Consider the following 15,177-nt stretch of genomic DNA (forward strand, 5'->3'; position numbering starts at 1 on the left):
CCTTGCCGGACCCGGATGCGCACGCGTTGCAGGCGGAAACTTATGAAGCGCCGGTGGGCGAGATAGAGCAGGTGCTGGCGGATATCTGGCAGGCGTTGCTGGGTGTGGCGCGGGTCGGCCGGCGCGACAACTTCTACCAACTGGGCGGGCACTCGCTGCTTGCCATTCGCCTGGTGGCTGCGGTGCAACAGCGCCTCGGCCGGGCGCTGAGCATTCGGGAAGTTTTTGAGCACCCGGTGCTAAAGGACTTGAGCCACCAGTTGAACGCCGCGCATTTTATTACCCGGGAACCGATTGCAGCGGTGGCCAGAGACAAGCCGTTGCCGCTGTCCTGGGCGCAGCAACGCCTGTGGTTTTTGGCGCAACTGGACGGCGCCGGGGAGGCCTACCATCTGCCGGTGGCGCTGCGTCTGTGTGGACCTTTGGCGGTGCCTGCGTTGGAGGCGACACTGGCCACCATTGTCGCGCGTCACGAAGTGTTGCGCACTGTATTTACCCAAACGCACGGCGAGGCACGACAGGTGATTCGCCCGACCGCCGATTTTGTCCTGGCCCATCGGGATCTGAGTCACCTGGAAGAGGAGGCCCGGGAACGGTCGGTGAAAGCGCAGGCGCAAGAGGCGGCGGCAGCCGCTTTCGATCTCAAGCACGGACCGCTGTTGCGCGGATGCCTGTTGCGTTTATCGCCGCGCGAACATGTGTTGTTGCTGACTCTGCACCATATCGTCGCCGACGCCTGGTCGATGCAGGTGCTGGCCCGTGAAATCAACACACTGTACCTGGCTTATCGAGCCGGTGCCGCCGATCCCCTGCCGCCGCTGCCAATCCACTATGCGGACTACGCGGTGTGGCAGCGGCGCTGGCTGGCGGGCAGCGCACGGGAGCGGCAGGAAGCTTATTGGCAAAAGCATTTACAAGATGCGCCGGCGCTGCTGGAGCTGCCCGTCGACCGCGCGCGCCCGGCGCAGCAGAGTTACCGCGGCGACAGCATTGCGGTAACTCTGGCGCACGATACCGTCGCGCGCATAAAAGCACTGGCGCAGGCACAGGGTCTGACGCTGCATATGGTGTTGTATACGGCCTGGGTCCTGGTGTTGTCGCGATTGAGCGGTCAGGACCGGATCGTGGTGGGCACGCCGGTGGCCAATCGCCAGCGCCCCGAACTGGAAGGGTTGATCGGGTTTTTCGTCAACACCCTGCCGCTGTGCGCCGACCTGAGCGACAACCCCGGCGTTGCCGAACTGTTGCAGCGGGTCAAAGCCCTGAGCCTGGCGGGCTACGCCCATCAGGATGTGCCGTTTGAGCGCATAGTGGAAGTGGTGCAGCCGGTGCGGAGCATGAGTCACAGTCCTGTCTTCCAGGTGCTGTTTAACCTCGAACCCGATGTCGATAACGCGCTCGAACTGCCCGAGCTACAGGTGCGGACGCTGGCGGGTCACTACACCAATGCGCAATTTGATCTCAGCCTGTCGCTGCGCGACGGCGCCGCCGGTATCACGGGGCGACTGGAGTATGCCACAGCCTTGTTCGAGCGGGAGACAGTCGAGCGCTGGGTAACTTATTTCCTGCAGGCGCTGGACAACCTGGGCACCGATTTGCAACAGCCGGTTCACACGCTGGAGATTTTACCGCAGGCTGAGCGCGAACGGCTGTCGGCCCCGGGCCGGCAAGTGCAGCCGGCCAATTCACATCGGCTGCTGCACGAACTGTTCGAAGCGCAAGTTGCGGCTAACCCCAACGCTGTGGCGCTGGTATATGAGGGCGACCGGCTGAGTTACACACAACTGAACCGCCGTGCCAACCAACTGGCCCACCACCTGATCGAGCGCGGCGTAGCCCCCGAGACCTTGGTGGGCATCTGCATGGAGCCTGCGCCGGCGGTGGTGATCGGCATACTGGCAGTGTTGAAAGCCGGCGGTGCCTATGTGCCGCTGGACCCGGCCAGTCCCGAAGCGCGGCTGGCTTTCCAGTTAGACGATGCCAAGCTGAGTATTATCTTAACGGACAGTGCATCCCTGCCGGCGCTCTCAGGCGCCGCCGGCGAGGTGTTGTGTCTGGATGACGAAAGCCTGCAAAAGGCGCTGGCAGACAGACCACCGCATAGTCCTGTTGTCGAATTGCAGGCGGACAGTCTCGCCTATGTCATTTATACCTCCGGCTCCACGGGCTGGCCCAAAGGCGTGCTGGTGGAGCACCGCAACGTCTGCCGGCTGTTTCGCGCCACCGAGTCGAATTTTGATTTCAAGGAAACGGATGTCTGGACTCTGTTCCATTCCTTCGCGTTTGATTTCTCGGTCTGGGAACTGTGGGGCGCGCTGTTACACGGCGGCCGTCTGGTGCTGGTGCCGAAAATGGTGGCCCGTTCCGCACCGGAGTTTTATACCCTGTTGGCCCGCGAGCGGGTGACCGTGCTCAACCAGACACCGAGTGCGTTTAACCCGTTAATGGAGGTTGAGCAGGACGATGATGCACCGGCCCTGAGCCTGCGTTACATCATCTTTGGCGGCGAGGCGCTCAACCCGTCAATGCTGGCGCCCTGGGTGCGCCGCCATGGCGACTCGGTACAGTTGATCAATATGTACGGGATCACCGAGACCACCGTGCATGTCACCTGGCGCCCGCTGGCGGCGGCAGACATCCTGCAGGCGAGCGGCCTCAGTGTGATGGGACGGCCGCTGGCGGATTTGTCGGTACTGCTGTTGACGGCACACGGAGCATTGGCCCCGCCCGGTGCAGTGGGTGAGATCTACGTCGGCGGCGCCGGCCTGGCGCGCGGCTACCTGCAGCGCGCAGACCTGACGCGCGAGCGATTTATCGCCCATCCGTTTAGCCCCGGTGAGCGCCTGTACCGAACCGGAGACCTGGCGCGCTACAGTCGCGACGGCGAACTGGTGTACCTGGGGCGCAGCGACCAGCAGATCAAACTGCGGGGTTTTCGTATCGAACTGGGCGAGATCGAAACGCAGCTCGCCGCGCATCCCGATGTGGCGGCAGCCGTTGTCGAGTTGCGCGAGAGCAGCGCCGGCAACCCGCAGCTTGCGGCTTATGTGACCGCGCCGGACGGCGGGGCACCGTCGTTGCCGGTGTTGCGGCAATATCTGCACAACCGCCTGCCGGAGTATATGCTGCCTTCGGCGCTGGTGGTGCTGGCAGCGTTGCCGCTGACCGCCAACGGTAAAGTTGACCGCAAGGCCCTGCCGGCGCCGGACAACCGTGGCGTGTCGAGCCCGTCTTATGCGCCGCCGCTGGGAGAGACAGAACAGATACTGGCCGCGATCTGGAAAGCGTTGCTGGGTATCGAGCGGGTGGGGCGGTGGGACAACTTCTTTGAACTGGGCGGCCACTCGCTACTGGCCATTCGCCTGTTGTCAATGGTGCAGGAGCGCCTTGGCCGGGCGCTGAGCATTCGCGCGCTGTTCGAAAATCCCGGCCTGGCGGCGCTGGCGCATCGGCTCGATGCGGCACACTTCGTTACCCCGGAGCCGATAGTGCCGGCCGATCGGGACCGGCCGCTGCCCCTGTCCTGGTCACAGCAGCGGTTGTGGTTTATCGCGCAACTTGAAGGCGCCGGTCAGGCCTACCACCTGCCGGCGGCGCTGCATCTGCGCGGGGTGCTGTCAGTGGCGGCGCTGGAGCGGACGCTGGCCACCCTGATTGCCCGCCACGAAGTGTTGCGCACCGTATTCAATGAACAACAGGGTGAACCCTGTCAGGAAATTCGCCCGCCCGGCGACTTTGAGTTGCCGCAGGAAGACTTGAGCGAACTGTCGCCGGCGGCCCGGCGGCAGGCGGTGGATACCCGGGCGCGGGCGGAGTTGGCGTCGCCGTTCGATCTGCGCGCCGGCCCGCTGTTTCGCGCCCGCTTGTTGCGGCTGGGAGCGCGCGAGCATGTGCTGCTGGTCACCATGCATCATATTGTTTCCGACGCCTGGTCCATGGGGGTACTGGTCGATGAGTTCAACCAACTCTATCGGGCCTACCAGGCAGACAAGCCCGATCCCCTGCCGCCGCAGTTCATTCAGTATGCAGACTACGCCGTCTGGCAGCGGCGCTGGCTGGTTGGGGCGGAGTTGGAACGCCAGGAAGCCTACTGGCAGTCGCATTTAGACGGCGCGCCGCCACTGCTGTCGCTGCCCACCGACCGGCCGCGCCCGGCGCGGCAGAGTTACCGCGGCGACAGTGTCGCCATCACACTGTCGCCGGTGGTGAGCGAGCGGTTGCGGGCGCTGGCCAGTGCCGAGGGCCTGACCCTGCATATGGTGTTGTTTACCGCCTGGGTGATAGTGCTGGCGCGCCTGAGCGGTCAGGAGCAGATTGTAGTGGGCACGCCGGTGGCCAACCGCCAGCGTCGCGAACTGGAAGGCCTGCTCGGGTTTTTTGTCAACACCCTGCCGTTGCGCGCCGACCTCAGCGGTGAGCCCACCGTCAGGGAGTTGTTGCTGCGGGTAAAAGAATTGAGCCTGGCGGGTTACGCCCACCAGGATGTGCCGTTTGAGCGCATGGTGGAAATTCTGCAACCGGCCAGAACGATGAGCCACAGTCCGTTGTTCCAGGTGTTTTTCAACCTCGATAACGACACTGGAAAAGCGGTTGAACTGGCGGGCCTGCAGGTAACCGCTGCCGATACCCGGGTCGCGATTGCCAAGTTTGATCTGCTGCTGTCGCTACAGGACCGGGGTACCGATATCAGCGGCCAGTTAGACTTTGCGGCGGACCTGTTTTACCGCGCGACCATCGAGCGCTGGGCAGGTTATTTTACCCGCCTGGTGGAGACGCTGGCGGATGCCTGCGAGCAACCCGTCCAGCAGGTGGATATATTGCCGGCGGGCGAGCGCCGCCGGTTGCTGGGTGACTGCGGTCCGACTGAAGTCACCGATCGCGCCGCAGGGCTGATTCATAAGCTGTTCGAAAAACAGGTCGAGCACAACCCGCAAGCGCTTGCGGTGCTCGATCGCGAGCGGCGTCTGACGTTCGCCGAACTCAACAGCGACGCCAACCGCCTCGCCCATGAACTGATCGCGCGCGGTGTGGGACCGGATACCCGCGTGGGTATCTATATGACGCGCGCCGCGGAACTGGTGACAGGCATTCTGGGCATATTGAAAGCGGGTGCGGCCTATGTCCCCCTTGAACCCGGCGCCCCGGCGGCGCGGTTGAGTTTTCAGATACAGGATGCGGGACTGGATATCGTGCTGACGCAACAGGCGCTGGCGTCCGCAGCACCGCTGGCCTCCACCCGGGCGCTGTGTCTGGATGACGGCGCCGTGCGGGATCGGTTGGCGAAACGATCCGCCGCCAATCCCGCCGTCGAAGCAGTCGGGCTCAATAGCGGGCACCTGGCCTACGTGATTTATACATCGGGCTCCACCGGCCATCCGAAAGGTGTTGAAGTCGTTCACAGCGGTGTCGTGAATTATCTGCACCACACCACCAAAAATTACTTTCCCACTGCCGCCGGCGCGGTGGTCAATACAGCGTTGAGTTTCGATGCCACGGTCACCAGTCTGCTGGGCCCGCTGGCGGCGGGCAAATATGTGCGGCTGCTCGAACCGGACAGTTTCGAAAACGAGATTGCGGCGCTGCAAACGCTGCTCGCAAGCGCTGTGGACGTGCTGGTGTTTAAAATGACACCGGTACATTTACAGGCACTGTTGCAAAACTTTGGCGATACGGACTGTGTTAGCCGACTGCCTCACCAGCTCGTGATTGGCGGTGAGCAGCTTCACCGGTCACTGGTCAGCGCCTGGAAACGGCGGTTATTGCCGAACGCCACTTTTATCAATGAATACGGCCCCACCGAAACCGTGGTGGGGTGCGCGACTTTTACCCTGGCCGGGCCGGCCGATTTGCCGGATGACACCGCGTCCGTTCCCATCGGCAGACCCATCGCCAATACGCAGCTTTACGTGGTCGACAACTATTTGCATATCGTTCCCACAGGCGTGGTGGGAGAATTGTTGATCGGCGGTGCCGGTCTGGCGCGGGGTTATCTGCAGCAGGCGCAACTGACAGCGGATAAATTTATTGTCGACCCGTTTGCAAAAGCGCCCGCCCGGCTGGTTTACCGAACAGGGGATCTGGTGCGCCGGCGCGGCGACGGCAACCTGGAGTTTATCGGGCGTACCGATAACCAGGTAAAACTGCGCGGCTTCAGAATCGAACTGGGCGAGATCGAGTCGCAGTTGGCCGCGCTGCCGCCGGTGAGAGAAGCGGCCGTGGTGCTGCACCGTGAAGTGAGTAGCGATGACGGCGGGGGCAGGGCGAGCCTGGTCGCCTACGCCAGTGTCAGCGATGAAGGTGAATTTCAGGCGCAGGCCATACGTGAACAGCTCGCGGCAAACCTGCCGGAATATATGCTGCCCAGTCAGTTTATCCTGCTGCCGTCGCTGCCGCTTACCGTCAATGGCAAAGTCGACCGCCAGGCGCTTCCAGCGCCCGCGGTTGCCTGTCCGTCCACGGCGGAGCGGGAACCGCCGCGCGGTGAAACCGAGCGGGTACTGGTCGATATCTGGCAGCGCCTGTTGCAACGGGAGTCGGTTGGCCGCAGTGACGACTTCTATGCCCTCGGCGGACACTCCCTGTTGGGCTTGCGTCTGGTCGCCGAGGTGCAGCAGCGCCTGGCGAAGCCGCTGAGTATCCGCGAGCTGTTTGAACACCCGCGCCTGCGGGACCTGGCGCAACGGCTGGATGCCGCTGACTTTGTCACTCAGGCGCCTGTCACGCCGGCCGCCGGATGCCATCCGATCCCCTTGTCGTGGGCGCAGCAGCGCCTGTGGTTTATCGCCCAGTTGGATGAGGCGCAGCCGGCGTACCATATTCCCGTGGCTTTGCGGCTGCGCGGCGAGTTATCCGTGGCCGCTTTGCGCGCAGCGCTCGACGGTGTCCTGGCGCGGCATGAGATACTGAGAACGGTGTTCGAACAACATCGGGGAGAACCCCGCCAGGTGGTGCTGCCGGCACCGGCGTTTGACTTGCTGTCGGTGGATCTGACCGCGCTGCCGGCCGCCGCGCGGCAGCGGGCGGTAACCGATGAAACCGCGAAGGAAGCCGCGCGGCCGTTTGACCTCAGCCGGGGCCCGCTGATTCGCGGTCGCCTGTTGCAGGTGCAGGCGAGTGAATACGCCCTGTTGATCACTATGCACCATATCGTCTCGGACGCCTGGTCGCTGGATATATTGATCAACGACATCAATATCCTTTATCGCGCCCACCTCGCCGGTGCCGCCGATCCCCTGCCGCCGCTGCCGGTGCAGTATGGGGACTATGCGGTTTGGCAGCGCGAGCACTTGTCGGGCGCGCAGATGGAGGCCCAGGCCGCTTATTGGCAGGCGCATTTGCAGGGCGCGCCGGCGTTGTTGGCGTTGCCCACCGACCGACCGCGACCGGCATCGCAGAGCTATCGGGGCGACGTGCTGGAGGTGGCGCTGCCCCAATCGTCGGTGGAGGCTGCCAGAGCTTTGGCGACTGAGGCGGGGTTGACCCTGCACATGTTTTTCCAGACCGCCTGGGTCATTCTGTTGTCCCGCCTGAGCGGCCAGGACCAGGTTGTGGTGGGCACCCCGGTGGCCAATCGACAGCGGCTGGAGCTGCAGAGTCTGGTCGGCTTTTTTGTCAACACCCTGGCGCTGCGAATTGATCTGAGCGGCAATCCCGGCGTCGGCGAACTGCTGGCGCGGGTAAAAGCGGCGAACCTGGCCGGTTATGCCCGCCAGGATGTGCCGTTTGAACAGGTCGTCGAGCTGGTGCAACCGCTCAGGAGCGCGAGCCACAGCCCGCTGTTTCAGGTGTTGTTCAATTTTGATTACGCCTTTGATAACACGCTGGCGCTGGCGGATGTGAAAGTGTCCGCGCTGGAGAAAAAACAGACCAGTGTACAGTTCGACCTGAGCCTGTCGTTGAAAGACGGTGCGGCGGGTATTGCCGGCACCCTGGAATACGCCACCGACCTGTTCGACCGCGCCACCGTCGAGCGCTGGATGGTTTACTACACCCGGCTCGTCGATGCGTTGGTGGCGAACCCGCAGGCCTCGATCGCGCAGTTGGCGATATTGCCGGCCGCCGAGCGCCGCCTGTTATTGACCCGGGGTGACCGCGGCGAGGCTGCCGGCGGCGACGCGGTGTCGATTCACGGGTTGTTCGAAACCCGTGCCCGCCGGCACCCCGGCGCCGTCGCCGCCGAGCAGGGCGAGGCGCAACTGACCTACGCAACGCTTAACGCCCGCGCCAATCAACTGGCGCACTATCTATTGAGTCGCGCCGTCGAACCCGGCGAGCTGGTCGGTTTATACCTGCCGCGCTCACTGGACTTTTTGGTTGCTATGCTCGGCATTTTGAAAGCGGGTGCGGCCTACGTGGTGCTGGATACCGATCAGCCGCCGGCGCGCCTGCAACAGATTCGCCGCAGCGCCGACCTGCGCCTGCTTGTCAGTTGCACGACCCTGGCGCAGGGCGACTTTGCCGATGGCCTTTGTCTCGACGACACCGAGCTGCAGGCCGGTTTGGCAGCGGCGCCCACCGACAATCCGAACCTGCCGATCGCCGCCGACAGCCCGGCCTACGCCTATTTCACCTCGGGTTCCAGCGGGCGGCCGAAAGGCGCGCTCAACAGTCACCGGGGGGTTGTCAGCACCATGCTGGCGATGGCCGACGAACTGGCGCTGACACCGGCGGACCGGGTCCTGCAGTTTGCCGCGCTGGGTTTTGACGTGGTGGTGGAGGAAATCTATCCGGCCTGGTTTGCGGGGGCGACTGTGGTGCTGCGCGAGAGCGACGCACTTCTGGACGCGGCCGGTCTGCAGGCGCTCCTGGCGCGCCGCCGGATCACGGTGTGCGAACTGATGAGCGGTTACTGGAGTCTGTGGCTGGCGTATCTGGAGCAACAGGGGCAGCGCCCGCCGGCCGGTCTGCGGGCAGTGCTGCTCGGCGGCGACCGGGTGGCGGTGAAGGATTACCGGCGCTTTCAGTCGTTCGGGGTGGCGGTGCTCGGCGTCTTTGGTTTGACGGAGACAGGCTGTACCTCGCTGGTGTATCGGCCCGGCGCGGTGGCGCCGGGCGAGGGTTACCTGCCGGCCGGGCGACCGCTGGCGAACACGCGGGTGTACGTACTGGATGCCGGTGGCCAGCCGGTGCCGGTGGGTGTTGCGGGCGAATTGTATATCGGCGGCGCCGGTGTCGGGTTGGGCTATGTGGGCGAGCCGCAGTTGAGTCGGGAGCGGTTTATTGCCGACCCTTTTGACACTGAACTTTCTGTCTCTGAAACTTCTGTCTCTGAATCCTCTGTTTCTGAATCCTCTGTTTCTGAATCCTCTGTTTCTGAATCTTCTGTTTCTGAATCTTCTGTTTCTGAATCTTCCGCGCCCGAATTCCTTGCTCCCGAACCGGCGCGCCTGTTTAAAACCGGCGACCGGGTGCGCTGGTTGCCGGACGCCGCCGGCGCTCCCGACACTATCGAGTTTCTGGGCCGGCTCGACCAGCAGATCAAACTGCGCGGTTTCCGTATCGAGTTGGGCGATATCGAAGCCCACCTGCTGGCTCATGCGGCGGTGCGCGAAGCGGTGGTGGTGCAGCACAAAACCGGTGCCGACGGCGCGCGTTTGGTGGCCTATGTCACCCTGGAGGCGACGACAGTTACCGCGGCATCGCTGCGCGATCACCTCAAGGCTTCGCTATCGGATTATATGATTCCGGCTGCATTTATCGTGATGCAATCCCTGCCGCTGACCGGGCACGGAAAAATCGATCGCAGTGCTTTGCCGGAACCGGACGCCGGGCAACTGGCGGCGCGGGAGTACCAGGCGCCCCAGGGTGAGACGGAGGTTGCACTGGCGGCCATCTGGCAGGATTTGTTAGCGCTCGAAACGGTGGGCCGGCAGGATGACTTTTTCGAACTGGGCGGGCACTCGCTGCTCATTATGCAGTTGATCAACGCGATAGATTTCAAGTTTGGCGTTCAGATACCGCTCGGGGTTTTATATCAAAAATCCGGTTTTATCGAGGCCGCGGAAATCATTGATATTTATCTATACCGGATTGCCGCACAGGAAACCCTTGGCGGCGCCGCCGGTGAACTAGAAGAAGGTATTATTTAATGGCAGTGGAAAACATAATCGCCGAGGCACTGAAAGCGGGCGTGCTGATTTATGTAAAAGGAAATGAACTGGCTTTTAAAGTAAAAAAAGGCAGCTTCCCCGCTTCTATAAAAAATAAACTGAAAGAAAATAAAAGCGCAATCATCGACTATCTGATCAATGCCGAATTAGAACAAAATGCCGCGCAAAAAAATACGGTCGAGTTAAAACCCCGTGACAGTTCCGCCCCTATCCCGTTGTCCTATGCCCAGCAGCGACTGTGGTTTTTGGACCAGATGGAAGGCGCCAACGCGGCTTACCATATTCCGGCGGCTTTCAAACTGGAGGGCGATCTGTCGGTCGCGGCCCTGACGGCGAGCTTACAGGAGATAGTTGCGCGCCACGAAGTGCTGCGCACCGTATTTGATGAGCAAGAGGGTGAGCCCCGGCAAGTGGTGTTGCCGGCCGGAGAATTTTCCCTGCCGCAAACCGACCTGAGTCAGTTAACACCGGTGGCGCAAAAAAACGCGCTGCAGCAAGCTGTCGAGACAGAGGCGGCGCTGCCGTTTACTCTGCATAAAGGCCCGCTGTTGCGCGGCCGGCTGTTAAAGCTCGCGCCGGCAGTGCATGTCTTTCTGGTTACCATGCACCATATTATTGCCGATGCCTGGTCCATGGGTGTGCTGGTGCGTGAGTTTAATCTTCTTTACGAGGCTTATCGCAGTGGTAAGCACTGCCGGTTGCCGCCGCTGCAGATTCAGTATGCCGACTTTGCCATCTGGCAGCGCCAATGGTTGACGGGAGAGTTTCTGGCGCGGCAGGAAGCCTATTGGCAGGCCCATCTACAGGGCGCGCCCGCCCTGTTGGAGTTGCCCGCTGATCGGCCGCGACCGCCGCTGCAGAGTTACCGCGGCGACACCATCGACGTGGTATTGGGGCAGCGTCTGAGCGAGCGTGTGAAAGCGCTGGCGCAGGCCGAAGGCCTGACGCTGCATATGGTGCTGTATGCCGCCTGGGCTATTTTGTTGTCACGCCTGAGCGGCCAGGAGCAGGTTGTGGTGGGCACGCCGGTGGCCGGGCGCCAGCGCCGAGAGTTGGAAGGGCTGATTGGTTTTTTTGTCAATACGCTGGCCCTGCGCGCCGATCTCAGCGGCAACCCCACGGTCAAGGCCCTGCTGGGGCGGGTGAAAGCCGCCAACCTCGCCGCCTATGCCCACCAGGATATACCCTTTGAGCGGGTCGTCGAAGTGGTGCAGCCGGTCAGGAGTATGAGCCATAGCCCGCTGTTTCAAGTGTTGTTCAGTCTCGATCACCGCGCCGGTGATACGTTAGAGCTGACCGGTTTGCGCCTGAGCGCCGTCGAGGCGAAAACAGCGGTGGCCCAATTCGATCTCAGTCTTGCCCTGGAAGACAGCGCGGCGGGTATCGCCGGCGGACTGGAATACGCCACCGACCTGTTTGACCGCGCCACCGTCGAGCGCTGGATGGTTTACTACACCCGGCTCGTCGATGCGTTGGTGGCGAACCCGCAGGCCTCGATCGCGCAGTTGGCGATATTGCCGGCCGCCGAGCGCCGCCTGTTATTGACCCGGGGTGACCGCGGCGAGGCTGCCGGCGGCGACGCGGTGTCGATTCACGGGTTGTTCGAAACCCGTGCCCGCCGGCACCCCGGCGCCGTCGCCGCCGAGCAGGGCGAGGCGCAACTGACCTACGCAACGCTTAACGCCCGCGCCAATCAACTGGCGCACTATCTATTGAGTCGCGCCGTCGAACCCGGCGAGCTGGTCGGTTTATACCTGCCGCGCTCACTGGACTTTTTGGTTGCTATGCTCGGCATTTTGAAAGCGGGTGCGGCCTACGTGGTGCTGGATACCGATCAGCCGCCGGCGCGCCTGCAACAGATTCGCCGCAGCGCCGACCTGCGCCTGCTTGTCAGTTGCACGACCCTGGCGCAGGGCGACTTTGCCGATGGCCTTTGTCTCGACGACACCGAGCTGCAGGCCGGTTTGGCAGCGGCGCCCACCGACAATCCGAACCTGCCGATCGCCGCCGACAGCCCGGCCTACGCCTATTTCACCTCGGGTTCCAGCGGGCGGCCGAAAGGCGCGCTCAACAGTCACCGGGGGGTTGTCAGCACCATGCTGGCGATGGCCGACGAACTGGCGCTGACACCGGCGGACCGGGTCCTGCAGTTTGCCGCGCTGGGTTTTGACGTGGTGGTGGAGGAAATCTATCCGGCCTGGTTTGCGGGGGCGACTGTGGTGCTGCGCGAGAGCGACGCACTTCTGGACGCGGCCGGTCTGCAGGCGCTCCTGGCGCGCCGCCGGATCACGGTGTGCGAACTGATGAGCGGTTACTGGAGTCTGTGGCTGGCGTATCTGGAGCAACAGGGGCAGCGCCCGCCGGCCGGTCTGCGGGCAGTGCTGCTCGGCGGCGACCGGGTGGCGGTGAAGGATTACCGGCGCTTTCAGTCGTTCGGGGTGGCGGTGCTCGGCGTCTTTGGTTTGACGGAGACAGGCTGTACCTCGCTGGTGTATCGGCCCGGCGCGGTGGCGCCGGGCGAGGGTTACCTGCCGGCCGGGCGACCGCTGGCGAACACGCGGGTGTACGTACTGGATGCCGGTGGCCAGCCGGTGCCGGTGGGTGTTGCGGGCGAATTGTATATCGGCGGCGCCGGTGTCGGGTTGGGCTATGTGGGCGAGCCGCAGTTGAGTCGGGAGCGGTTTATTGCCGACCCTTTTGACACTGAACTTTCTGTCTCTGAAACTTCTGTCTCTGAATCCTCTGTTTCTGAATCCTCTGTTTCTGAATCCTCTGTTTCTGAATCTTCTGTTTCTGAATCTTCTGTTTCTGAATCTTCCGCGCCCGAATTCCTTGCTCCCGAACCGGCGCGCCTGTTTAAAACCGGCGACCGGGTGCGCTGGTTGCCCGATGCTACCGGCGCTCCTGACACTATCGAGTTTCTGGGCCGGCTCGACCAGCAGATCAAGCTGCGCGGTTTCCGTATCGAGTTGGGCGATATCGAAGCCCATCTGCTGGCTCATGCGGCGGTGCGCGAAGCGGCGGTGGCGCAATATAAAACCGGCGCCGATGACGGTTGTTTGATTGCCTACGTAGTGGTGGCAGAGGAATATCCGCAACTCGACAAAGAACAGTTGCGCAGTTTTTTACGGACACAGTTGGCGGATTATATGATGCCGCTGGACTTTATCGCCCTGGACGCAATGCCGCTGACGGCCAGTGGCAAAATCGATCGCAAAGCCCTGCCACTGCCCGACTTGGCCGAACTGTCAAACCGGCAGTATGAAGCTCCGGCAACGGCGACAGAAACAGCGCTGGCGGCGATCTGGCAAACACTGCTGGGCGTCGAAACCGTGGGGCGGCGGGACAATTTCTTTGCCTTGGGCGGCCACTCGCTGCTGGCCATTCGTCTGTTGTCGATGGTGCAACATCGACTCGGGCGGGCCCTGAATATCCGCGCGCTGTTTGAAAATCCTGGCCTTGCCGAGCTGGCACAACAACTCGATACGGCTCAAGCCGTTACCTTGCAGCCGATAACAGCGGCCGACCGGCAGCAACCCATTCCCCTTTCCTGGGCGCAGCAGCGGCTGTGGTTTATCGCCCAGCTTGAGGGCGCCAACCAGGCCTACCACCTGCCGGCGGCGTTGCGCCTGAGCGGCGCCCTGTCGGTGCCGGCGCTGGAGCGGACACTGACCACGCTGGTTGCGCGCCACGAAGTGCTGCGCACTGTCTTTATCGAAGTCCAGGGAGAACCGCGCCAGGCTATTCGCCCGCCGGCCGCTTTTATCCTGCCGCTGGAAGACTTGAGCGAGTTGGCGGAGGCAGCTCGGCAACAGGCCGTCAATACTTGCGCCCGCGCAGAGTTGGAGACGCCTTTTGATTTGCGCACCGGGCCATTATTTCGCGCGCGGCTGTTGCGCCTGGCGCCGCGCGAGCACGTGCTGCTGGTCACCATGCATCATATTGTTTCCGATGCCTGGTCCATGGGTGTGCTGGTCGATGAGTTTAACCAACTCTACCGCGCCTACCTGGCGGGCGGGCCCGATCCCCTGCCGCCGCAGCCAATTCAGTACGCGGACTATGCCGTCTGGCAGCGGCGCTGGCTGGCGGGTGAAGTGCTGGAGCGGCAGGAAACCTATTGGCAAAACCATTTACAGGAGGCGCCGGCACTGCTGGCGTTGCCCACCGACCGGCCGCGGCCGGCACAGCAGAGCTACCGCGGCGACAGCGTTGTGGTAACACTGGCAGCGCCGCTCAGTGAACGCCTGCGCACCCTGGCCAACACTGAAGGATTAACCTTGCATATGGTGTTGTTGGCCGCCTGGGTGATAGTGCTGGCGCGCCTGAGCGGACAGCAGCGAATTGTGGTGGGCACGCCGGTGGCCAACCGCCAGCGCCACGAACTTGAAAGCTTGATCGGTTTTTTCGTCAATACGCTGCCGCTGTGCACGGACCTCAGTGGTAAGCCCACGGTCAGGGAATTGCTCGGGCGGGTAAAGGCGTTGAGTTTGGCCGGCTATGCTCACCAGGACGTGCCGTTTGAGCGCATGGTGGAAATTCTGCAGCCGGCCAGAAGCATGGGGCATAGCCCGCTGTTTCAGGTATTGTTCGATCTCGATCATGAGTCGAACAATACCGCTCTCGAGTTGGCGGGACTGCAGTTGGGGGCCGACGCTGTGGAAACCGCCGGTTTCAGCGCGCGCTTCGATCTCAGTCTGTCGCTGGTGGACGGCGCCGCGGGCATCGCCGGCAGTCTCGATTACGCGACGGACCTGTTTGACCGTTCGACCATAGAGCGTTGGGTGATGTATTTTTCCCGCACACTCGAAGCGCTGGTGGCAGACCTCGAGCAACCGTTTTATAGCCTGGAAATTATCCCGGACAACGAACGACAGCAATTGCTGCTCGACGGCCGCCATCCTGACGGTGCCAGAACCGCCGGTGCAGCAACAGCGGATTTAGTGCACGCACTGTTCGAGGCTCAGGTGCGTAAACACGGTGCGGCCCCCGCCGTGATTTACGAAGAACACACCCTCAGCTACCGGCAGCTAAACCGGCGCGCCAACCGGCTGGCCCGTTACCTGATGGC

2 protein-coding genes are annotated in these 15,177 nt (G+C 62.8%); both read left to right on the forward strand.

The features are described from left to right. Positions 1-26 precede the first annotated feature (26 nt). Positions 27-10,088, forward strand: coding sequence for a non-ribosomal peptide synthetase (locus FKG94_RS27900; protein WP_218943668.1), 10,062 nt, complete (start codon positions 27-29; stop codon positions 10,086-10,088). Next, a partial coding sequence (locus FKG94_RS27905; RefSeq protein ID WP_142930244.1) for a non-ribosomal peptide synthetase occupies positions 10,088-15,177 on the forward strand: 5,090 nt, incomplete at its 3' end. The genes FKG94_RS27900 and FKG94_RS27905, both read left to right, overlap by 1 nt.

The organism is Exilibacterium tricleocarpae (genome assembly GCF_007004655.1).
Classification (GTDB): Bacteria; Pseudomonadota; Gammaproteobacteria; order Pseudomonadales; family Cellvibrionaceae; genus Exilibacterium; species Exilibacterium tricleocarpae.